Origin of the sequence: Dactylosporangium salmoneum (genome assembly GCF_039532525.1) — a bacterium.
Classification (GTDB): Bacteria; Actinomycetota; Actinomycetes; order Mycobacteriales; family Micromonosporaceae; genus Dactylosporangium; species Dactylosporangium salmoneum.
Window position 1 is genome coordinate 131,463 of record NZ_BAAARV010000053.1, and the last position, 20,558, is coordinate 152,020.

Consider the following 20,558-nt stretch of genomic DNA (forward strand, 5'->3'; position numbering starts at 1 on the left):
CCGGGACAGAACCATGATCTAGAACATCCGTTCTAACCATGAGCTCACCGTACCCCACGGGTACGACAAATCCGGTCAGACGCGCGGCTCGTACCGCACGATCGGCTGCGTAAGCCGTACCAGCTCCCGGAGCGCCGCGAGGTCCGGCCCGGCCACGCCGAGCGCCCGCGCCTGGATGAGCACGTTGCCGAGCGCGCCCGCCTCGACCGGCCCGGCGAGCACCGGCCGCCCGCAGGCGTCCGCGGTGAGCTGGCACAACAGCGAGTTCTGCACCCCTCCCCCGACCATGTGCACCACGTCGACGCGCACCCCGGCCAGCCGTTCGGCGTCGTCGATCGCCCGCCGGTAGGCCAGCGCCAGCGAGTCGAGGATGCAGCGGGTCGTCTCGACGGGCGTGGCGGGCACCGGCTGCCCGGCCGCGGCGCAGGCGGAGGCGATCCGTCCCGCCATGTCCCCCGGCGGCAGGAACACGGGATCCGTCGCGTCGATCACGCTGCGCCCCGCCGGGGCCGAGGCCGCACCGGCGAGCAGCGCGGACAACGGCAGGTCCCACTCCCGCATGCACTCCTGCAGCAGCCAGAGCCCCATGACGTTGCGCAGGAACCGCACCGTCCCGTCGACGCCGATCTCGTTGGTGAACCCGGCGGCGAAGGCGTCCGGCGAGACCACGGGCGAGGGGAGCTCGACGCCCACCAGCGACCAGGTGCCGCACGAGATGTAGGCGAAGTTTCCGGCACCGGGGACCCCGGCCACGGCCGAGGCGGTGTCGTGCGAGGCCACGACCGTCACGGGAGTCCCCGCGGCGACGCCGGCCGAGGGCAGTACGACCCCCGCGGCGTCGCCCGGCGACCGCAGGGGCGGGAACAGCGAAGGGGCGACGCCGGCCAGCGAGAGCATCGACGAGGACCAGGAGCCGCCGCCGGCCGACAGCAGACCGGTCGTTGAGGCGTTGGTCACCTCGGTCCCCGCCACTCCGGTGAGGAAGTACGACAACAAATCAGGTATCAGCAACAGTGACCGGGCGGACGCGAGCTGCGCGCTGCCCTGGGCCGCCACCAGCTGGAACACCGTGTTGAAGGGCTGCGGCGCGATCCCGGACGCCGAGAACACGGAATATCCGTCGAACCGGGCGCCGACCCCGTCCGTCCGCGCGTCGCGGTAGTGGACGGGGTTGCCGAGCAGCGCGCCGTCGGCGTCGAGCAGGCCGTAGTCCACGGCCCACGAGTCGATGCCGAGGGAGTCCACCGGGCCGGCGGCCGCGAGACCGGCCAGCATCCCGCGGTACAAGGCCAGGATGTCCCAATGCAGGGTGCCGTTGACGCGCACCGGGTCATTGGCGAAGCGGGCGGCCTCCGAGAACGTCAGCGCGTCGCGGGACACGTCGGCAACGATGACCCGGCCGCTGGAGGCCCCCAGGTCGACGGCCGCGATCCTCATCGCAGGAACGCCGCCGCGACGCCGGCGTCCACCGGGATGTGCAGGCCGGTCGTGTGCGACAGGTCTCCCGCGCACAGCGCGAACACCGCGTTGGCCACGTGCTCGGGCAGGACCTCGCGCTTGAGCAGGGTCCGCTGCGCGTAGAAGGCGCCCAGCTCCGACTCGGGCACGCCGTAGACGGCGGCCCGCTGCGCGCCCCAGCCCGAGGCGAAGATGCCGGAGCCGCGGACCACGCCGTCGGGGTTGACGCCGTTGACCCGGATGCCGTGCGCGCCGAGCTCCGCCGCGAGCAGCCGCACCTGGTGGGCCTGGTCGGCCTTGGTCGCGCCGTAGGCCACGTTGTTCGGGCCGGCGAAGACGGCGTTCTTGCTGGCGACGTACACGATGTCGCCGCCCATGTCCTGCCGGATCATCGCCCGGGCCGCCTCCCGGGCCACCAGGAACGACCCGCGGGCCATGACGTCGTGCTGCAGGTCCCAGTCGGCCGCGGTCGTCTCCAGCAGCGGCTTGGAGATCGACAGCCCGGCGTTGTTGACCACCAGGTCCACGCCGCCGAACGCGAGCACGGCCGCGTCGACGGCGGCGCGCACCGCGGCCTCGTCGGTGACGTCGACGGTGACCGGCACGGCGGCGTCCGCCCCGCCGATCTCGGCCGCCACGGCCGCGGCCGAGGTGGCGTCGCGGTCGGCGACGACGACGCAGGCGCCCTCGGCGGCCAGCCGCAGCGCGATCGCCCGCCCGATGCCGGAGCCGCCGCCGGTGACCAGCGCGACCCGGGTCGCCAGCGGCTTCGGCTTGGGCAGGCGCTGGAGCTTGGCCTCCTCCAGCGCCCAGTACTCGATGCGGAACTTCTCCGCCTCGTCGATCGGCGCATAGGTGGACACCGACTCGGCGCCGCGCATCACGTTGATGGCGTTGACGTAGAACTCCCCGGCCACCCGGGCGGTCTGCTTGTTGGCGCCGAAGGAGAACATGCCGACGCCGGGCACGAGCACGATCGCCGGGTCGGCCCCGCGCATCGGCGGCGAGTCCGGGCCGGCGTGCCGCTCGTAGTAGGCCGCGTAGTCGGCCCGGTACGCCGCGTGCAGCTCCCGGATGCGCTCCTCGGTGCCGCCGCCGGGATCGAGCACGAGCGGCCGCACCTTGGTCCGCAGGAAGTGGTCCGGGCACGACGTGCCGAGCGCGGCGAGCCGGGGCATCTCCGCTGATCCGGCAAATCCGAGTACGACATCGTCATCCCGGAAATGTCCGACTTGCGGCCGGTCGGTCGAGGCCAGCCCGCGCAGCAGGGGGAACAGGGCCGCCGCGCGCGCCGATCGATCGGCCAGGGGCTCGTGCACGGTGGCGCCGAACGGCGACGACCGGCCCCGAGAAGCCAGAAACGCGGCAGCGGTACCGATGATCTCCAGCGAGTTCGCCTCGCACGCCTCGGACGTCGCACCCCAGGCCGTGATGCCGTGGCCGCCCAGGATCACGCCGATGGCCTGGGGGTTCTCGCGCTGCACCGCGGCGATGTCCAGGCCGAGCTGGAATCCGGGCCGCCGCCACGGCACCCACACCACCCGGTCGCCGAAGCACTCCTTGGTCAGCGCCGGCCCGTCCGCCGCCGTGGCCAGGGCGATCCCGGCGTCGGGGTGCAGGTGGTCGACGTGGGCCGCCTCGACCAGCCCGTGCATGGCCGTGTCGATCGAGGGCGCGGCGCCCCCGCGACCGTGCAGGCAGTAGTCGAACGCGGCGACCATCTCGTCCTCGCGGTCGACCCCGGGGTACACCTCGGCCAGGGAACGCAGCCGATCGAGCCGCAGCACCGCCAGGCCGGCCGGCGTGAGCGTGCCGAGGTCCCCGCCGGACCCCTTGACCCACAGCAGCTCGACCGGGCCGCCGGTGACCGGGTCGGTCTCGGTCCCCTTGGCCGAGGTGTTGCCGCCGGCGTAGTTGGTGTTGCGCGGATCGGAACCGAGCCGGTTGGACCGGGCGATCAGCTCCCCCGGGGTCACGCCCCCCACCCCGCCTGGGTGCCGCCGACCCGCTCGGCCCGGACCTTCTCCAGGTAGCCGGAGCGCTTGTAGGCCCCGATCGGGTCGGGGTCGAGGCCCATGTCCTCGCGCACCGAGCGCAGCAGCGGCCGCACGTCGGTGTTGTAGGCGTCCATCAGCGCCTCGTTGGCGCCGAGCACGTCGCCGGACTCCTGCGCCGCCCGGAGCGCGGCGTGGTCGACGAGCAGCGCCTTGGCCGTCGCCTCCTGCACGTTGAGCACGGACCGGATCACCGCCTGGATCTTGGGCTCGATGTTGTGGCACTGGTCCAACATGAACGCAATGCCGCGCGTCGACAGTGCATCCGCGAGGACGATCTCGTGCATGATGCGGAAGAGCTGGAACGGGTCCGCCGCGCCGACCATCAGGTCGTCGTCGGCGTAGAACCGGGAGTTGAAGTCGAAGCCGCCGAGCTTGCCGGCGCGCAGCAGTACCGCCACGATGAACTCGATGTTGGTGCCGGGCGCGTGGTGGCCGGTGTCGATGACGACCTGGGCCCGCTCGCCGAGTGCGACGCAGTGCGCATAGGCGGTCCCCCAGTCCGGCACGTCGGTCATGTAGAAGGCGGGCTCGAAGAGCTTGTACTCCAGCAGCATCCGCTGGTCCGGACCGAGCCGGTCGTAGGTCTCGGCCAGCGCGGCGGCCAGCCGGTCCTGCCGGGTGCGCACGTCGTCCTGGCCCGGGTAGTTGGTGCCGTCGGAGAACCACAGCTTGAGGTCGCGGGAGCCGGTGCGGTCCATGACCTCGACGCACTCCAGCAGGTGCGCGATCGCCTTGCGCCGCACGCCGGGGTCGGGGTTGGTGACGCTGCCGAGCTTGTAGTCGTTGTCCTGGAACACGTTGGCGTTGATGGTGCCGACCCGCACGCCGAGCCCGGTGGCGTGCCGGGCCAGGTCGGCGTAGTCCTCGACGAGGTCCCACGGGATGTGCAGGGCCACCGTGGGTGCGACGCCGGTGTGGCGGTGGACCTCGGCGGCGTCGGCGAGCTTCTCGTACGGATCCCGGGGCACGCCCTCCTGCGGGAACACCTTGAACCGGGTGCCCGAGTTGCCGTACGCCCAGGACGCCGTCTCGATCCGCTGGTCGCGCAGCCGCGCCGCGACACGCGCCCGCGTCTCCGGGGCGAGCTCAGTCATTGCCATTCTCCCAGCTGGTGCTCCAGGTTGAACACCTCGTCGAGGACGACCAGATGCCGCCCGTTGATGAAGAACTCCGCCATCTGCGCCTCCCAGCGCGCGGACACCTCGGTGGCGTCCATGGCGGCCTGCGCGGCGGCGAGGTCCTCGGCGAGGAGGGTGCCGACGAGCAGGCCGTCGTCGCGCAGGAAGAGCCGGTAGTCGCGCCAGCCGGCGTCGCGCAGGGCGCGCAGCATGTCCGGCCAGACGTGTTCGTGGCGGCGCCGGTACTCCTCCAGCCGCTCGGGCTTGACCTGCAACGTGAAGCAGTACCGGCGCACGCCTACCCACACCCCTCGGATCAGAAGTTGAACTGGTCGACGTTGGAGGCGTTGAAGGTGAAGGGGTCGCCGAGCAGGACCGTGCCGTCCTTGCCGACCGTGAACTCGCCGAGCTTGCCGGCGGTGAACTTCTCGCCCTCCTTGCCCTTGATGACGCCCGAGGCCAGGGCGGCGCCGGCGTAGGCGGCCAGGTAGCCCAGGTCGGCCGGGTTCCACAGCGCGAAGGCCTTGACGGTGCCGTCCTTGACGTACGCCTTCATCTGGTTCGGCGTGCCCAGGCCGGTCAGCTGGACCTTGCCCTTGTACGTCGACCCGCTCAGGTAGCGCCCGGCGGCGGCGACGCCCACCGTGGTCGGCGAGATGATGCCCTTGAGGTTGGGGTGCTTGGCCAGCAGGCCCTGCGCCTCCTGGAACGACTTCTGGTCGTCGTCGTCGCCGTAGACGGTGTCGACGAGCTTGAGCTTGCTGTACTCCGGCTTGGCCAGCTCGGTCTTCATCATCTCGATCCAGGCGTTCTGGTTCGTGGCGTTGGCCGTGGCCGAGAGGATCGCGATCTCGCCGCCGTCGGGGCCGATCGCGTCGGAGATGAGCTTGACCTGGACCTTGGCGATGCCCTCGGAGGTGGCCTGGTTGATGAACAGGTCGCGGCACTCGGGCTTGGTGTCGGAGTCGTAGGTGACGACCTTGGCGCCGGCCTGGCGGGCCTCGTTGAGCGCGCCGCAGATGGCGTCCTTGTCGTTGGCGGACACGGCGATGACGTTGGCGCCCTGCTGGGAGAGGGTGTTGATGTAGCTCACCTGGGCCGAGGGGCTCGCCTCGGAGGGGCCCGTCTCGCTGTACGTCCCCTTGAACTCCTCGACGGCGACCTTGCCGCCCTTGTTGTCGGAGGTGTCGAAGTAGGGGTTGTTGACCTGCTTGGGCAGGAAGGCGACCTTGAGGCCGCTCTTGATCGAGCCGCCGCCACCCGTGCCGGCGCTGGCGTCGGAGGACGTGGTGCCGGAGTCGTCGGCGCAGGCCGCCATGCTGAACGCGAGCGCGGCGGCGACCGCGGCCGCGAGGACCTTGGCTCTCATGGGGGTTGAATCCTTTCAGTGGGGTGCCTGACGGAAAGGGGGGTGTTCGGTTGGGCCTTATGCCGGTCGGCGGCGGCGCAGACGTTCCCGCGCCATGGTGACGACGTTCGGTCCGACGACCGAGGCGATGAGCAGCGAGCCGGTGACGATGGTGAGGGTGTTCTGCGGCACGGAGGCCAGCTGCAGCGCGTTGCGCAGGGTGCTCAGCAGCACCACCGCGCCGAGCACGCCGAGCAGGCTGCCGCGGCCGCCGAAGATGGACACGCCGCCGAGCAGCACGGCGGCGACGACCGCCAGCTCCAGGCCGTTGGCGTTGTCGGCCCGCGCGCTGGCGTAGCGGAAGGTCCAGAAGACGCCGGCCAGCGCCGACATCGTCCCGGTCGCGACGAACAGCCAGAACTTGGTGCGGGCCACGGCCACCCCGGCGAAGCGGGCCGCCTCGGCGTTGTTGCCCATGGCGTAGAGGCCGCGCCCGATCGGGGTGGCGTGCAGCACGACCGCGAAGCCGGCGGCGAGGACGGCCACGACGATGACGAACCACGGGATGGTGAGGCCCGGGATGGGGCTGATCGCGTCGCTGGTCCAGGCGATCGGGTAGTCCGAGACCGCCTTGTCCCCCAGCACGACGTACGCCAGGCCGCGGTACAGCGCCAGGGTCCCGATCGTGACGGCGAGCGACGGCAGGCCGAAGACGGTCACGAACAGGCCGTTGACCGCGCCCAGCACCGCCCCGAGCACCAGGCACAGCGCGACGAGCAGCGGCAGCGAGCTCACCCCGTGCGCCCACAGGTCGCCCATGACGGCGCAGGTCAGGCCCATCACGCTGGCCACCGACAGGTCGATCTCGCCGGTGATGACGACCAGGGTCAGCGGCAGCGCCACGATGGCGATCGGGATGACCTCGAGCGTCACGAAGCGCCAGAACCGCGGGCTGGCCACGCCGTCGATGGTGGCCGCGCCGATGACGACGACCAGGACCAGGGCGAGCAGGACGACGACGTCCCAGGAGCCCAGGCGACGCAGGATGTTCACTGGTGTACCCCTCGCTGCAGGCTCTTCGTGACGCGCACCGACAGCGCACGGTCCAGGCCGATCGCCGCCAGGATCAACGCGCCGACGGCGGCGCGCTGCCAGAACGGGCTGACGTGCAACACCGGAAGGGCGCTGCCGATGGTGGAGAGCAGCATGGCCCCGAGCGCCGCGCCGTAGACCGAGCCGCTGCCGCCGAAGATGGCCACCCCGCCGACGACGACCGCGGCCACGACGTTGAGCTCCTGGCCCAGGCCGGCGTTGGCGTCCAGGGTGCCGAAGCGGGCCACGTAGAGCACGCCGGCCAGCCCGGCCAGGGCACCGCAGACGACGAAGGCGAAGAACACCCGGCGGCCGACGGCGATGCCGGACAGCCGGGCGGCGGCCGGGTCGGAGCCGATCGCGTAGAGCTCCCGGCCGCTTCGGTAGGAGCGCAGGTAGAAGCCGGCGCAGACCACGACGACCAGGGCGAAGAGCGTCAGCAGCGGCACACCGAGCAGCGTCGACGTCCCCATGTGCAGAAACGGCGCCGGGATGTCGGCGGCGTTGATCTGCTTGCCGGTGGCCCACTGGTAGTCGATGCCGCGGAAGACGTACAGCGTGCCGAGCGTGACGACGAGCGCCGGCACCCGGGCGGCGGCGATGAGGGCGCCGTTGACCGCGCCGCCCACCGCCCCGAGCGCCGCGCCCGCCACCAGCACCACCGGGATCGGGATGCCGGGGTGGTCCAGGAAGAGCGTGCCGGTCGCGAACGCCGACAGGCCGAGCACCGAGCCGACCGACAGGTCGACGTTGCGCGTGATGACCACGATCGCCTGCCCGGTGGCCAGGATGGCCAGGATCGTCGCGCCCAGCAGCAGGTCCTTGACGCTCTGCTGGGACAGGAACCGCGGGTTGGTGATCGCGGTGGCCCCGATGAGCAGCACCAGGGCGGCCACGATCCCGAGCTCGCGGACCAGGAACACGCGATGGGTGAAGCGCGTGGCCGGGGCCGTGCGCGGCGGGGCGGGGGTGTCGAGCGCGGTCATCGGGCGCCCTGCCCGGTCGCAGCCAGCATCACGGACTCCTCGTCGGCGCGGTCGCGGGGGATGTCGGCGGCGAGCCGCCCTTCGTGCATGACGAGGACCCGGTCGGCCATGCCGAGCACCTCGGGCAGCTCGCTGGAGACCATCAGCACGGCCACGCCGTCGTTCGCGAGGGTACTGAGGATTCGATGCACCTCGGCCTTGGTGCCCACGTCGATGCCCCGGGTCGGCTCGTCCACGATGAGCACCCGCGGCTCGGTGGCCAGCCACTTGGCCAGCACCACCTTCTGCTGGTTACCGCCGGACAGCGTGGCCACCGGGTCGCTCAGGCGGGCCGCCTTCACCTGCAGCCGCTGGGTCCACTCGCGGGCGGAGCGCCGCTCGGCGCCGCCGAAGAGGAACCCGAGGCCGGCCAGGGCCCACCGCCGCGGCAGGGTGGCGTTGCGCTCCACCGACAGCTCCATGACCAGGCCCTGCTGCCGGCGGTCCTCGGGGACCAGGGCCAGCCCCGCGCCGATCGCCGCGGCGGCGTTGCCCCGCGTGAGGGGCCTGCCGTCGACGAGCACCTCGCCGCCGTCGTAGCGGTCGACGCCGAAGACGGCCCGGATCACCTCCGAGCGCCCGGCGCCCACGAGGCCGGCCAGGGCCACGATCTCTCCGCTGTGGACGGAGAAGCTCACGTCGTGGAAGTAGCCGGCCCGGGTCAGGCCGCGCACCACCAGCCGCGGCTCGCCGATGGCGGCGGTCTCCTTCGGAAACAGCGTGCCTACCTCGCGGCCGACCATGCGGCGGACCACGTCGGCGACGGTGAGGTCGCCGGCCGGATCGGTGCAGACCCACCGGCCGTCGCGCATGACGGTGATGCGCTGGCACAGCGCGAACACCTCGTCGAAGCGGTGCGAGATGAACAGGACCGCGGCCCCGGCGTCGCGCAGCGACCGGGCCACGGCGAAGAGCCGCTCGACCTCGACCCCGGACAGCGCCGCGGTCGGCTCGTCCATGACGAGCACCCTGGCGTCGAAGGACAGCGCCTTGGCGATCTCGACCAGCTGCTGGTCGGCGATGGACAGGCCGCGGGCCGGGCGGTCGGGGTCCAGCTGCACGCCGAGACGGGCGAACAGCTCCGCGGCGCGGCGGCGCATCTCTCCAGTATTGATACGCCTGTCGAACGTTCCGCCTCGCAGGGGCTGGCGGCCCATGAAGATGTTCTCGGCCACGCTCAGGTCGGGGAACAGCGTGGGCTCCTGGTAGATGACCGCGATGCCGGCGGCCCGGGCGTCGGCCGGGTTGTGCAGCACCAGGGGCTGTCCGTCCATGGTGAGCGTGCCGGCGTCCGGCGCGTGCGCCCCGGCCAGGATCTTCACCAAGGTGGACTTGCCGGCGCCGTTCTCGCCGACGAGCGCGTGGGCCTCGCCGGCGCGCAGCTCCAGCCGCACGTCGCGCAGCGCGGCGACGGCGCCGAAGGACTTGCTGACGCCCTCCAGAACGAGCACCCGAGCCCCTCCTCGTGATCGGCTTGTGAAACGTTTCATCGCGTGGTTAAAGTGACGGTAGAAGCAATCCCGAGACGACGTCAAGGGTTTCGATGGCGTTACCGTTTTGATACACCGGTTGCGGCGCCCCGCCGCGCCTTTGGGCTTGACACGTTTCAGGAGATCGATGTCCACCACCGGCATCAAGGAGGTCGCTCGCCGGGCCGGCGTCTCCATCGGCACCGTCAGCAACGTCCTCAACCGCCCGGAGCTCGTCGCCACGAGCACCCGGCAACGCGTGCTCGACGCGATCGCCGAGCTCGGCTACGTCCGCAACGACTCGGCCCGGCAGCTGCGGGCCGGGCAGAGCCGGCAGATCGCCCTGGTGGTGCTGGACGTGACCAACCCGTTCTTCACCGACGTGGTCCGCGGCGCCGAGGCGGCCGCCGAGGACCACGGGGTGATGGTCGTGGTCTGCAACAGCGGCGAGGACGCCGGCCGCGAGCAGCGCCACCTCGAGCTGCTGGAAGAGCAGCGGGTCCGCGGCGTGCTCATCACGCCGGTCGACGAGTCGCCCGGCTCCCGGCTGGAGCAGCTCATCCAGCGCGGCACGCCGGTGGTGCTGGTCGACCGCGGCACGGGCCGGCACAGCCGCTGCTCGGTCGCCGTCGACGACGTGCTCGGCGGCCGGCTCGCCGGGGAGCACCTCGTGGCGCAGGGGCACCGGCACATCGCGTTCGTCGGCGGGCCCGTCTCCATCGCCCAGGTCCACGACCGCCACGCCGGGATCGCCGAGGCGGTGGCGGGGAAGGCGGAGCTGGCCGTGGTACCGACGCCGAACCTCACCGTCGCGTCGGGGCGCACCGCCGCCATGGAGATCGCATCGACGCCGCCCGACGCCCGGCCGACCGCCGTGTTCTGCGCCAACGACCTGCTCGCCCTCGGGGTGCTGCAGGAGATGACCCAGCGGGGGATTCGGGTGCCGCAGGACGTGGCGATCGTGGGATACGACGACATCGAGTTCGCCGCGGCGGCCGCCGTGCCGTTATCCTCCGTTCGGCAACCCCGCGAACAGCTCGGCCGTACGGCGGCAGCCCTGCTGCTCGAGGAGATCGAGGACGACGGCCGGCACGAGCACCGGCACGTAGTCTTCCAACCCGAGCTGATCGTTCGCGAGTCCAGCGGCCGCCCGCGCGGCCGGCGGGCCGCGGGACGGAAAGGGCAATGACCGATGCGCGTGGCACTGTTCGTCACGTGCCTGGCCGACGCGATGTTCCCCGACGTCGGCAAGGCGACCGTGACGCTGCTGGAGCGGCTGGGACACGAGGTCGTGTTCCCCGAGGCACAGACCTGTTGCGGGCAGATGCACGTCAACACGGGGTACCAACGGCAGGCCCTCGGCCTCGTCGAGCACCACATGCGCACCTTCGAGCCCTATGACGCGATCGTGGCCCCGTCGGGCTCGTGCGTCGGCTCGGTGCGCCACCAGCACGCGATGGTCGCCGAACGGGCCGGCAGGCGCCAGCTCGCGGCCCGCGCCGCCGAGGTCGCCGGGCGCACCTACGAGCTGTCGGAGTTCCTGGTCGACGTGCTCGGCGTGACCGACGTCGGGGCGCACTACCCGCACCGGGTGACCTACCACCCGACCTGCCACTCGCTGCGCCTGCTGCGCGTCGGCGACCGGCCCCTGCGGCTGCTGCGCGCGGTGCGGGGCATCGACCTGGTCGAGCTGCCCGACGCCGAGCAGTGCTGCGGCTTCGGGGGCACTTTCGCCCTGAAGAACGCCGACACCTCGGCCGCGATGCTCGCCGACAAGCTGCGCAGCGTGCTGTCCACCGACGCGTCGGTCGTGACGGCCGGCGACTCGTCGTGCCTGATGCACATCGGCGGCGGGCTCTCCCGGCTGTCGGTGGACGCCAAACCGGTACACCTGGCGCAGATCCTGGCGGCCCGATGAGCACCTTCCTCGGGATGCCCACGGTCGCGCCGCGCGGCGTCGGGCACCTGCGCGGCGACGAGAGCTTCCCCAAGGCGGCCCGCGCGGCGCTGGCCGACGAGCAGCTGCGGCGCAACCTCGGCCACGCCACCCGCACCATCCGGGCCAAGCGGGCCGCGGTCGTCGCCGAGGTCCCCGACTGGGAGGAGCTGCGCCTGGCCGGCGAGGCGCTCAAGGCCGCGACCATGGCCCGCCTGCCGGAGCTGCTCGCCCAGCTCGAGGAGCGGGTCACCGCGGCCGGCGGCACGGTGCACTGGGCCCGCGACGCCAACGAGGCCAACCGGATCGTGACCGGCCTGGTCCGGGCGGCCGGCGCCGACGAGGTCGTCAAGGTCAAGTCGATGGCGACCCAGGAGATCGGGCTCAACGAGGCGCTGGCGGCCGAGGGCATCGCCGCCTGGGAGACCGACCTCGCCGAGCTGATCGTCCAGCTCGGCCACGACAAGCCCTCGCACATCCTCGTGCCGGCCATCCATCGCAACCGCACCGAGATCCGCGACATCTTCCTGCGCGAGATGGAGGATGCGCCGCCGGACCTCACCGACGACCCCCGCCGGCTGGCCATGGCCGCCCGCGAGCACCTGCGGCGCAAGTTCCTCGCGGCGAAGGTGGCCGTCTCCGGGGCCAACTTCGCCGTGGCCGAGACCGGCACGCTGGCCGTGGTCGAGTCCGAGGGCAACGGGCGCATGTGCCTGACCCTGCCGCGGACGCTGATCACCGTCATGGGCATCGAGAAGGTCGTGCCCACGTGGACCGACCTGGAGGTGTTCCTGCAGCTGCTGCCGCGCTCCTCCACCGGCGAGCGGATGAACCCGTACACGTCGCTGTGGACCGGCGTCACGCCCGGCGACGGGCCGCAGGAGTTCCACCTCGTGCTGCTGGACAACGGGCGGACCGCGGTGCTCGCCGACGAGGCCGGCCGCTCCGCGCTGCACTGCATCCGGTGCAGCGCCTGCCTGAACGTGTGCCCGGTGTACGAGCGGACCGGCGGCCACGCCTACGGCTCGGTCTACCCCGGCCCGATCGGCGCCGTGCTGAGCCCGCAGCTGACCGGGGTCGAGGACAACGCCTCGCTGCCGTACGCCTCCAGCCTCTGCGGCGCCTGCTTCGACGCCTGCCCGGTGCGCATCGACATTCCGTCGATGCTGGTCCACCTGCGGGCGAGGCACGTCGAGGAGCGCCGCGGCCCGTCGGCCGAGGCGATCTCGATGGCCGCCGCCTCCTGGGTGATGTCCCGTCCCGGCCCGTTCCGCAACGCCGAGCGGCTCCGCCGGCTCCTGCCCCTCGCCTCGCCGCTCGCCAGGGGCTGGACGGCGAGCCGCGACCTGCCCGAGCCCCCGGCCCAGACCTTCCGCGAATGGTGGCGCACCCGCAATGGCTGACACCGACGCCCGATCGGAGGTCCTCGCCCGGATCCGCTCCGCGCTGGGCTCCTCCCCCGCGGTCCCCGAGGTGCCGCGCGGCTACCGCCGGGCCGATCCCGCCCGCGCCGGCGACCTGCGGCTGCTCGCCGACCGCCTGGAGGACTACAAGGCGACCGTCGTGCACACCACCGCCGGCGCGCTGGCCGCGGACCTCGCCGCGGCGGTCGACGGGGCCGGGCCCCTGATCGTGCCGCCGGGGCTGCCGTTCGACGTGCCGGGCGCGGTCGTCGACGACGGCACGCTCGACGCGGCCGCCCTCGACGCCTTCGCCGGGGTGGTCACCGGCTGCGCCGCGGCGGTGGCCGAGACCGGCACGATCGCCCTGGACGCGTCGCCCGGCCAGGGCCGGCGGGCCATCACGCTGGTGCCGGACCGGCACTACTGCGTGGTGCGCGCCGACCAGGTCGTCCAGTCGGTGCCGGACCTGCTGGCCCGGCTCGACCCGGGCCGGCCCCTGACGCTGGTCAGCGGGCCGTCGGCGACGAGCGACATCGAGCTCGACCGGGTCGAGGGCGTGCACGGTCCCCGCACCCTGGTCGTGTTCCTGGTGGCGTGAGCGGCCCCTCCGCATCGCTGCGGCCGCGCCGAATCGGCTCAGGTCCTCGCGCCGCTACCGGAGCGAAGCGGAGGTGGCGGCGCGGCGGCGGCCCAGGTCGTGCAGCAGCGCGTCCAGGGTCTCGTCGTCGGCCCAGCCGTTGACCGAGAGCACGCCGTCCGCCGCGACGGTGATCTCCAGGCGGTCCGGGGTCGCGGCCACCGCGGCCATGGGAATCCGGTCGCCGCGCTGGACGAACTCCTGGTTGGTGGAGCCGGCCCACGGGCGGTCGCGGTCGACCAGCGCCGCCACGAAGGGCCCGGCGATGAGCAGGTCGGTGGCCTCCAGCAGCGCCGCGACGCCGGGCCGGCCGGCGTGCACCTGCCCGTTGAGCTGCGCCGTGGTGTAGCCGGAGAACGTCATCACCGACACGCCGGCGGCGCCCACGGCCCGGGCCACCTCGGCCAGCGGGGCGGCGTGGTCGAAGGGCTCGCCGCCGAGCAGGGTCAGCCCCTGCGTCCCGGCCGCGAGGACCCGCTCGATGACCTCCCCGGTCGGCGTGGGCGTGCCGCCGCGGAAGGTCCACAGGTGCGGGTTGAAGCAGCCGGCGCAGCGGATCGTGCAGCCCTGGACCCAGATCGCGGTCCGCTCCCCCGGCCCCTCGGCCACCGTCCGGTCGACGAACCGCCCGATGTGCAGGAGGCCGTCAGAAGTCGAGGACACGGCCGGGTCCCTGGGGGTTCTGCTGGACGCGGGGCCGCGGCGTGCACGTCAGCTGCCCGCGGACCCGGGCGAACTCGTGCGGGGCCAGGGCGGCGCCGAACTCCTCCACGGTCTGGAAGCCGCCCCGGGCCTCGCGGTCGGCGACGAGCCGCTCCGCGCACGCCGGGTCCAGGCGGACCACCTCGACGAGCTGCGCCACGGTCGCGGCGTTGACGTCCAGCGTGGACACGACCGGCGGAAACCCCGGAACCGGCGCGGCCGCCGGGACCGGCGCAGGCCCCGGAACCGGCGGCGCGGCCAGAACCGGCGGCGGGGCCAGAACCGGCGGCGGGGCCAGAACCGGCGGCGGGGCCAGGCCCGGCGGCGGGGCGAAGCCCGCCTGCTGCTCGAACCAGGGACGGTTGGCCGCGCGCCAGCGCAGCCAGGAGCCGTTGAGGAACAGGGCGTGGACGATGCTCTCGAACCACAGGACGAAGTACCCCACGGCGATCGCGGTGCTGACCGAGGAGTCCTGGCCGAGGCGGTTGATGGCCACCAGCCCCGCCCACGGCAGGACCAGGTACACGACGCCCAGGCCCCACCAGGCCGGCTTGCGGGCGGTGATGCCGATGTACAGGTAGCCCGAGCCGCCCAGGCAGCCCAGGCCGAGCACGACCAGCAGGACCCACCAGCTGTTGCGCAGGCGCCAGCCGAGGCCGGTCGGGTTAGCGGCCATCGTGCTGCTCCTGTCGGTTCGCGACGGTTCCGGAGACGCGGTGGTAGTCGGAGGTGTACTCACTGTGGACCGTCTGCGCCTCGAGGAGGTCCTCGAGGACGGCGATGTAGTTGAGGCACTTGGGCCCGTGGATGCCCTCGGTCACGGCCGACACCGTGCCGTCGGCGGCAACGGTCACCACGAGCCGCTTCGCGGAGCCGCTCACGCCGACCCCTCCGCTGCGCTCCGGTGCCGGCGTGACGTGACACTGCACTTATGGTTCGCGGCCCCTCCGCTGCGCTCCGGACCGCTCACGACGCTCGCTCCACCGCGAAGACCAGCCGGACCGCCCGGTCGGGGGTGACCGAGCGGGACTCCAGCCGCAGCCCGGCGGCCGGCGCCCGCTCGGTCAGCCGGGCCAGCACCGCCTGCTGGACCTGGCGGCCGTAGGCGGCGTCGACGGCGCGCACGATGTCCACCGCCCGTGCCTCGTCGACGTCCCCGGTGAAGTGGGCGGTCCAGATCTGCTGCTCGTCGCGGGCGAAGCGGGCCCGCACGCCCGCCCAGTCCGCGACCAGGGCGCCGTCCTCGCTCGCCACGACGGCGCGGGACTCGCGCAGGGCGGCGGCGAGCAGGCCGGCGTCGCGCATCCGGGTCTGCACCTGGCACACCGTCGTGTCCTTGTCCTTGTCCTTGCTCAGGCCCGCGTGGGCGGCCGCGGCGGCGATGGCCAGCGGTATCAGGATCAGGGAAACGCTCATCGTCAGACCTCGATCGTCCGGCCTTGGGCACCGAGCACCGGCATCGGTGCGGTCGGCGGCTCCCCGCTGGGGTCCCAGTCCTCGGGCGCGGTGGCGGCCACCGCGCGGGTGCGGGCCCACTCGCGGATCGCGTCGAGCTTCTCGGCCTGGGTCACGCTCAGCGGTACCGTCGCGGCCGCCGCCCGCTGCAGGTCCTCCCGGCGCAGAGGGCGCCGCTCGGAGAAGGCGTCGAAGAGCGCGGCCACGACGACCTGCTCGATCTCGGCGCCGGAGTAGCCCGCGGACAGGGTGCACAGGTCCTGCAGGAGGGCCTGGTCGACCTGCAGGTGGCCCTGCACCGCGGGCCGGGCCAGGCGCCGCCGCAGGTGCACCGACCAGATCGAGGACCGCTCGGCCCGGCTGGGCAGGTCGACGAAGAAGATCTCGTCGAAGCGGCCCTTGCGCAGCAGCTCGGGCGGGAGGCGCTCGATGTCGTTGGCGGTGGCGATGACGAACACCGCGCCGGTCTTCTCCTGCATCCAGGTCAGGAACGTGCCGAAGACGCGGTTGGTGGTGCCGCCGTCGTTGCTCCCCGAGGCGGCGAAGCCCTTCTCGATCTCGTCCACCCACAGCACGCAGGGGGCGCTCGCCTCGGCGGTGCGCAGCGCGGCGCGCATGTTCTGCTCGCTGGAGCCGATCAGGCCGGAGAAGACCCGGCCGATGTCCAGGCGCAGCAGGGGCAGGCCCCAGGCGGCGGCGACGGCCTTGGCGGTCAGCGACTTGCCGCAGCCGGGCACGCCGGTGATGAGCACGCCCTTCGGCGCCGGCAGGCCCCACTCGGCCGCCGCGGCCAGCCAGGAGTTGTCCCGCTTGGCCAGCCAGCGCTTGAGGTTCTCCAGGCCGCCGACCTGGTCCAGCCGGACGTCGGCCTCGACGTACTCGAGCACCCCGGCCTTGCGCACCGCCTGCCGCTTCTCCTGGTGCACGACGCCGAGGTCCTGCAGGTCGAGCACGCCGTCGTTGACCATGGCCCGGGCGAAGGCGTTCTCGGCCTCGGCCAGGGTCAGCCCCGCCGCGGCCTTGGCGAACTTCTCCCGGCCGACCAGGTCGAGGTCGATGCGGATCCGGCCGCTGGCGGCGTTGTTCGCGATCATGCCCTCGAGCACGCCGCGGATCTCGGCCTCGGTCGGCAGCGGGAAGTCGACGATCGTGACGTCCTTCTCGGCGTCGGGCGGGATCCGCAGTACCGGGGCCACGATGACGAGCGTGCGGGGCGCCGCGCCGGCCTTGAAGGCGGCGGCGATGTCCCGTAGCCGGCGCACCACGCTGGGCAGCACCGGCACGTCCCCGCCGAGCGAGTTGTGCAGGTCCCGGAAGACGAACAGGCCCGGCTGCTGGATGCGCAGCACGGCCTCCAGGGCGTTGTCGGGCTCGGAGGTGTACTGCTGGACCGCCCCGTCCGGCTGCACCAGCCCGCTGGTCGCCGACCAGGTCCAGACCGGCCGCGGGGTGCGCACCAGCGCCGCGTCGGCGGCCACCGCGGCCAGCTCGGACAGCACCCGGTGCTCCTCGTAGGACTCCACGTAGAGAACCGGGAACCTGGCCTTCAGCAGCTGCGCCAGGTCATGGCGGAAACCGGTCACCACGCTGTGCTCTCCTTACCCCGATCGACGCTCGCCCAGAGGCTAACCGGGGCGGGGTGATCAGATGAGTCCGCTGGTTGCCGCCAGGGCTGTCAGAAAGGCGCCACCGGCGAGCGCGGTCATCGTCCAGGCCTGGGCCCGCAGGCTCCGGCGGAAGGCGGGGCGCTCGGCCGGCAGCGCGAACACCCGGGCCGGCCAGTGCCGCCAGCTCACGTTCGCGAAGACGAGCGCGGCCACGGCGTACACCGGCAGCACGAACCAGATCCGGGCGAGCGCGGCGGTGACGAGCAGCCCCGCGATGAGCGGCACCACCTTCCACCGGTTGCCGTGGGCCATCGTGAGCAGGAAGTCCTCGTACTCGTCGTCCCGGCCGGCGAAGAAGCGCTCCGCCTTGGGCTGCACCACCAGCAGGCTGTAGCCCATGGCACCGGCCCACGCGGCGGCCAGCGCGAGATGGACGGTCGTGAAGAGGGCGGTCACGCGTTCATTGTCGAAGGGCGGAAGGCCCAGTGCCACGGCTCGCGCGGGGTCGTCTCCTCGAAGCCGTAGCGGCCGGCGTTGGCCCGCATCCAGGCCTGGGCCTTCGCGTCGAGGTCGAGGTCGACGGCCAGGCCCCAGCCGTGGTCGCTGGTGCCGGGCTTGGCCGCGAGGCCGCCCTGGGAGTAGAGGCCCTTGCGCCGGACCAGGTCGGCCTGCTCGGCGTAGGAGCGGTAGGAGTCGGTGATGCCGATGGTCACGCCGTCGCGGCGGGCGGCGGTCATCAGGGCCTCCAGCGACGTGGCGGCCGGCGCCTGCAGGCGGTGGTTCATGTTGCCGACCCGCTGGAGCGCACCCTCCGGGATCTTGCCGTTGCCGTACCGCGTGATGTCATCGGCCTGCGCGGTGCGCAACGTCTCCGCGAACGTCGTCCCGGAGGCCGCCTTGGGGGCTTGGAACGCCGCGAGCTGGCCGCGGATCTCGGTTACTCGGGTGGCGATGCCGGCAACACCAAACGGGTCCACATCGCACACCATAACGTTCGGATTTATGCGATATGGGCGGATCCGAGCAGGCGGCCCTCGTAGTCGGCGACCTGGATCGAGTCCACGTTGACCAGCTGGATCGAGCTCGCCCCGGTCACCCGGGCCTGGGCGGTGGAGGTGTGACCCCAGCAGGCGGCCTGCTCGGCCTGGCCCCCGCGGTCCAGCACCCGCATCACGAACGGCCCGTCGCCGGGCAGCCCCGCCAGCTCCAGCGACACGGAGACGCCCCACTGCTTCGGCGTCAGCAGGGCCCGGCCGCTCAGCTCGCTCCCGGAGGCGGCCTCGAACTGGACCACCGTCGGGGCCGGGCCGGTGGCCGACGCCGTCGCTTGCGCCACGGGCGGCGCCTCCGGCCTCGGGCGCAGCGCCAGGACGCCGGCCACGATCGCCAGCACGGCGCAGGCGGCGGCGAGGGCGACGACCGGCAGGCGGCGGGGGCGCGCCCGGCGCAGGAACGCGTCCAGGCCGGCCCGCGACGGCGGCTCCAGGGTCGTGCTCTCCCCCGCCGGGAGGCGCTGCAGCAGGTCCGGCACCGCGGCCAGCCGCCCGACCTCGGCGCGACACTCGGCGCAGCCGCTGAGGTGGGCGTCGACCGTGTCCTGGTCGGCGTCGTCGAGGCCGCCCAGGACGTAGCCCCCGAGCAGCCGGCGCACCGCGTCGTGCCCGGCGGTCACCGTAAGACTCCCATCTCCTCGAACACCGCACGCAGCGCGCGGACCGCGTAGTACGCGCGCGACTTGACGGTACCCTCCGGTACCGACAATCGGCGGGCGGTGTCGGCGACGGTCCGCCCGTCGTAGTACACGGACTTGATGACCTCGCGGTGCTCGACCGACAGCCGGTCCAGCGCCGCCCGGATGAGCCAGCCCTCGACCAGCTGGTCGACGTTGTCGGGATCGGCGACGGCGGCCACCGCGTCGGGGTCGGAGACCAGCTGGGGCCGGCGCTGCTCGGCCCGCCACGCGTTGCTGACCACGTTGCGCGCGATGGTGAGCAGGTAGGCCCGGGTGGTGTCCCGGGTGACGTCGATGCGCTCGATGTGCCGCCAGGCCCGCAGGAGGGTGTCCTGCACGAGGTCCTCGGCGCGGTGGCGGTCGCGCTCGTACCGCGAGACGAACGCGAGCAGCACACCGTAGTGCTCGGTGTACAGCGCGGTCATGAGCTCCTCGTCGCGCGTCACGCACTGCCCCTCTCGACGGCCTCCCGGACGGTCTACACCATGAAACTGTTCAGGGTTCAACCATCCCGGGTCACTACAGTACGGCGGGTGAACCCGTACTTCGTCTGGGACGAATACGCCCCGGCCCAGGACTGGCGCCCCTTCACGGAACTGTTGGAGCCCGACGTCGTGGCGCAGCGGGTGGCCGTGTCCCGGCAGGGCCTGATGGCCATGTTCGGCCTGGACGAGGCCGCGGTGCCGGAGCGGGTCGTCGCCTCGGTGCTGTTCCTCGGCTACGCCTCCCGCCTGCTGTCGCCGCTGCTGGCGGAGTCGCTCGACGGGCCGATCCGCGCCGTGGGCCCCGGCGACCTGTGGTGGCGGCCGGTCGCCGGCGGCCCGCTGCCGATGGCGGTGGGCCCGGTCGGCACCCGCCCGGCGGCGGACCTCTTCGACGTGGCCGTGCTGGGGCTGGTGGCGCCGCTGCTGGAGGTCTTCCGGGCGCGGTTCCGGCTCTCGCCGCAGGTGCTGTGGGGCAACGCGGCGTCGGCGCTCGGCGGGGCGGCGGGGCAGCTGCCGGAGGGCGCCTGGGCGGCGGTGGCGGGCCTGCTGCAACGGCCGCCGCTGGCGGGGATGGCGCTCGTCGGGCGCCGCTCGCTGCGCCGGCGCAACTGCTGCCTGTACTACCGCATCCCGGGCGGCGGCACCTGCGGCGACTGCGTGCTGCGGCGCCCATGAGCGTTCGACAGGTCGTGGCGCGCCGGGGCCACGACCTGTCGCCGGGTGGTCTTACGTCCCCGCGTCAGTGGCAGGGGAAGCCGAGGAAGTGCCGGCCGTCGTGGACGAACTCGTGCACGTGGGTGTCGCTGCCGAAGATCGAGACGGCACCCTGGTCGACGCCGATGAAGTAGTACACGAGCAGGGCGAGCAGCGCCGTGCCGCCGAGCCAGAACAGCGATCGCGAGATCGGCAGGACCAGCGGGGTGGCGGCCGTCTGCGGCGTCTCGGCGCCGGAAATGGTGCTCATACGTTATGACAGTAGGAGCCGCCCACTCCTTACGTCAATCGGGCCGGCACCGCGCAAAGGCGCACGACAC

General features: G+C 72.9%; 23 protein-coding genes. 5 read left to right on the forward strand and 18 right to left on the reverse strand.

Annotated features, from left to right (window positions below; genetic code table 11):
- Positions 1–75: 75 nt before the first annotated feature.
- From ABD352_RS29050 to ABD352_RS29085, 8 genes are read right to left on the reverse strand one after another with little or no spacing between them, the layout of a single operon-like run.
- Positions 76–1,437 (reverse strand): rhamnulokinase, encoded by a 1,362-nt coding sequence (locus ABD352_RS29050; RefSeq protein WP_344615686.1) that lies wholly within the window; start codon positions 1,435–1,437, stop codon positions 76–78.
- Positions 1,434–3,434 (reverse strand): bifunctional aldolase/short-chain dehydrogenase, encoded by a 2,001-nt coding sequence (locus ABD352_RS29055; protein ID WP_344615687.1) that lies wholly within the window; start codon positions 3,432–3,434, stop codon positions 1,434–1,436. The genes ABD352_RS29050 and ABD352_RS29055 overlap by 4 nt, the downstream gene beginning before the upstream one ends.
- Positions 3,431–4,609 carry an L-rhamnose isomerase gene (rhaI, locus tag ABD352_RS29060; RefSeq protein ID WP_344615688.1) on the reverse strand — a complete coding sequence of 393 codons (1,179 nt, stop codon included), beginning with the start codon at positions 4,607–4,609 and terminating at the stop codon, positions 3,431–3,433. The genes ABD352_RS29055 and rhaI overlap by 4 nt, the downstream gene beginning before the upstream one ends.
- The gene (locus ABD352_RS29065) at positions 4,606–4,929 is read right to left on the reverse strand and encodes an L-rhamnose mutarotase (protein ID WP_344615689.1); all 324 of its coding nucleotides are present in this window, start codon (positions 4,927–4,929) and stop codon (positions 4,606–4,608) included. The genes rhaI and ABD352_RS29065 overlap by 4 nt, the downstream gene beginning before the upstream one ends.
- Positions 4,930–4,949: 20 nt before the next feature.
- Entirely contained in the window at positions 4,950–6,002 is a 1,053-nt protein-coding gene (gene rhaS / locus ABD352_RS29070; protein WP_344615690.1) for a rhamnose ABC transporter substrate-binding protein, read from the reverse strand.
- A gap of 57 nt (positions 6,003–6,059) precedes the next feature.
- Entirely contained in the window at positions 6,060–7,034 is a 975-nt protein-coding gene (locus ABD352_RS29075; RefSeq protein ID WP_344615691.1) for an ABC transporter permease, read from the reverse strand.
- Positions 7,031–8,059, reverse strand: coding sequence for an ABC transporter permease (locus ABD352_RS29080; RefSeq protein ID WP_344615692.1), 1,029 nt, complete (start codon positions 8,057–8,059; stop codon positions 7,031–7,033). The genes ABD352_RS29075 and ABD352_RS29080 overlap by 4 nt, the downstream gene beginning before the upstream one ends.
- A complete protein-coding gene (locus ABD352_RS29085) occupies positions 8,056–9,549 on the reverse strand; it encodes a sugar ABC transporter ATP-binding protein (RefSeq protein ID WP_344615693.1) in 1,494 nt (497 codons plus the stop codon). The genes ABD352_RS29080 and ABD352_RS29085 overlap by 4 nt, the downstream gene beginning before the upstream one ends.
- 166 nt (positions 9,550–9,715) lie before the next feature.
- Here ABD352_RS29085 and ABD352_RS29090 point away from each other — a divergent pair, with 166 nt between their 5' ends.
- The 4 genes from ABD352_RS29090 to ABD352_RS29105 are packed head-to-tail and all read left to right on the forward strand — an operon-like array spanning position 9,716 to position 13,504.
- The gene (locus ABD352_RS29090) at positions 9,716–10,756 is read left to right on the forward strand and encodes a LacI family DNA-binding transcriptional regulator (RefSeq protein ID WP_344615694.1); all 1,041 of its coding nucleotides are present in this window, start codon (positions 9,716–9,718) and stop codon (positions 10,754–10,756) included.
- A gap of 3 nt (positions 10,757–10,759) precedes the next feature.
- Positions 10,760–11,485, forward strand: coding sequence for a (Fe-S)-binding protein (locus ABD352_RS29095; protein WP_344615695.1), 726 nt, complete (start codon positions 10,760–10,762; stop codon positions 11,483–11,485).
- The gene (locus ABD352_RS29100) at positions 11,482–12,906 is read left to right on the forward strand and encodes a LutB/LldF family L-lactate oxidation iron-sulfur protein (protein ID WP_344615696.1); all 1,425 of its coding nucleotides are present in this window, start codon (positions 11,482–11,484) and stop codon (positions 12,904–12,906) included. Before ABD352_RS29095 ends, ABD352_RS29100 begins: the two co-directional genes overlap by 4 nt.
- Positions 12,899–13,504 (forward strand): LutC/YkgG family protein, encoded by a 606-nt coding sequence (locus tag ABD352_RS29105; RefSeq protein WP_344615697.1) that lies wholly within the window; start codon positions 12,899–12,901, stop codon positions 13,502–13,504. The genes ABD352_RS29100 and ABD352_RS29105 overlap by 8 nt, the downstream gene beginning before the upstream one ends.
- A 54-nt stretch (positions 13,505–13,558) precedes the next feature.
- Here ABD352_RS29105 and ABD352_RS29110 read toward each other — a convergent pair whose 3' ends face one another.
- The 9 genes from ABD352_RS29110 to ABD352_RS29150 all read right to left on the reverse strand — a co-directional run bounded on the left by ABD352_RS29110 (position 13,559) and on the right by ABD352_RS29150 (position 19,485).
- Positions 13,559–14,206, reverse strand: coding sequence for a 4Fe-4S single cluster domain-containing protein (locus ABD352_RS29110; RefSeq protein WP_344615698.1), 648 nt, complete (start codon positions 14,204–14,206; stop codon positions 13,559–13,561).
- Positions 14,190–14,921, reverse strand: a complete 732-nt coding sequence (locus ABD352_RS29115; RefSeq protein ID WP_344615699.1) for a ComEA family DNA-binding protein — start codon at positions 14,919–14,921, stop codon at positions 14,190–14,192. Before ABD352_RS29115 ends, ABD352_RS29110 begins: the two co-directional genes overlap by 17 nt.
- A complete protein-coding gene (locus tag ABD352_RS29120; protein WP_344615700.1) occupies positions 14,911–15,126 on the reverse strand; it encodes a DUF2997 domain-containing protein in 216 nt (71 codons plus the stop codon). Before ABD352_RS29120 ends, ABD352_RS29115 begins: the two co-directional genes overlap by 11 nt.
- Before the next feature lie 85 nt (positions 15,127–15,211).
- On the reverse strand, positions 15,212–15,661 hold the full coding sequence (locus ABD352_RS29125; protein WP_344615701.1) for a hypothetical protein: 450 nt from the start codon (positions 15,659–15,661) through the stop codon (positions 15,212–15,214).
- 2 nt (positions 15,662–15,663) lie between these two features.
- Complete coding sequence (locus ABD352_RS29130; protein ID WP_344615702.1) at positions 15,664–17,286, reverse strand: AAA family ATPase; 1,623 nt, start codon at positions 17,284–17,286, stop codon at positions 15,664–15,666.
- 57 nt (positions 17,287–17,343) lie between these two features.
- Positions 17,344–17,763 (reverse strand): hypothetical protein, encoded by a 420-nt coding sequence (locus ABD352_RS29135; protein WP_344615703.1) that lies wholly within the window; start codon positions 17,761–17,763, stop codon positions 17,344–17,346.
- On the reverse strand, positions 17,760–18,284 hold the full coding sequence (locus tag ABD352_RS29140; RefSeq protein WP_344615704.1) for a M15 family metallopeptidase: 525 nt from the start codon (positions 18,282–18,284) through the stop codon (positions 17,760–17,762). Before ABD352_RS29140 ends, ABD352_RS29135 begins: the two co-directional genes overlap by 4 nt.
- Positions 18,285–18,307: 23 nt before the next feature.
- Positions 18,308–18,979: a zf-HC2 domain-containing protein gene (locus ABD352_RS29145; protein ID WP_344615705.1), complete on the reverse strand. Its 672-nt coding sequence runs from the start codon at positions 18,977–18,979 to the stop codon at positions 18,308–18,310.
- Complete coding sequence (locus ABD352_RS29150) at positions 18,976–19,485, reverse strand: sigma-70 family RNA polymerase sigma factor (RefSeq protein ID WP_344615706.1); 510 nt, start codon at positions 19,483–19,485, stop codon at positions 18,976–18,978. Before ABD352_RS29150 ends, ABD352_RS29145 begins: the two co-directional genes overlap by 4 nt.
- An 87-nt stretch (positions 19,486–19,572) precedes the next feature.
- Between ABD352_RS29150 and ABD352_RS29155 the strand changes: the two genes are divergently transcribed.
- Positions 19,573–20,199, forward strand: coding sequence for a (2Fe-2S)-binding protein (locus ABD352_RS29155; RefSeq protein ID WP_344615707.1), 627 nt, complete (start codon positions 19,573–19,575; stop codon positions 20,197–20,199).
- 64 nt (positions 20,200–20,263) lie between these two features.
- Here ABD352_RS29155 and ABD352_RS29160 read toward each other — a convergent pair whose 3' ends face one another.
- On the reverse strand, positions 20,264–20,488 hold the full coding sequence (locus ABD352_RS29160; RefSeq protein ID WP_344615708.1) for a CbtB domain-containing protein: 225 nt from the start codon (positions 20,486–20,488) through the stop codon (positions 20,264–20,266).
- Between the last annotated feature and the right edge of the window lie 70 nt (positions 20,489–20,558).

Excerpts from the sequence above, each read along its gene's own strand:
- ABD352_RS29050 (WP_344615686.1), bottom strand. The coding sequence starts at position 1,437 with ATGAGGATCGCGGCCGTCGACCTGGGGGCCTCCAGCGGCCGGGTCATC.
- rhaI (WP_344615688.1), bottom strand. The coding sequence starts at position 4,609 with ATGACTGAGCTCGCCCCGGAGACGCGGGCGCGTGTCGCGGCGCGGCTG.
- rhaS (WP_344615690.1), bottom strand. The coding sequence starts at position 6,002 with ATGAGAGCCAAGGTCCTCGCGGCCGCGGTCGCCGCCGCGCTCGCGTTC.
- ABD352_RS29080 (WP_344615692.1), bottom strand. The coding sequence starts at position 8,059 with ATGACCGCGCTCGACACCCCCGCCCCGCCGCGCACGGCCCCGGCCACG.
- ABD352_RS29090 (WP_344615694.1), top strand. The coding sequence starts at position 9,716 with ATGTCCACCACCGGCATCAAGGAGGTCGCTCGCCGGGCCGGCGTCTCC.
- ABD352_RS29095 (WP_344615695.1), top strand. The coding sequence starts at position 10,760 with ATGCGCGTGGCACTGTTCGTCACGTGCCTGGCCGACGCGATGTTCCCC.
- ABD352_RS29100 (WP_344615696.1), top strand. The coding sequence starts at position 11,482 with ATGAGCACCTTCCTCGGGATGCCCACGGTCGCGCCGCGCGGCGTCGGG.
- ABD352_RS29105 (WP_344615697.1), top strand. The coding sequence starts at position 12,899 with ATGGCTGACACCGACGCCCGATCGGAGGTCCTCGCCCGGATCCGCTCC.
- ABD352_RS29115 (WP_344615699.1), bottom strand. The coding sequence starts at position 14,921 with ATGGCCGCTAACCCGACCGGCCTCGGCTGGCGCCTGCGCAACAGCTGG.
- ABD352_RS29125 (WP_344615701.1), bottom strand. The coding sequence starts at position 15,661 with ATGAGCGTTTCCCTGATCCTGATACCGCTGGCCATCGCCGCCGCGGCC.
- ABD352_RS29160 (WP_344615708.1), bottom strand. The coding sequence starts at position 20,488 with ATGAGCACCATTTCCGGCGCCGAGACGCCGCAGACGGCCGCCACCCCG.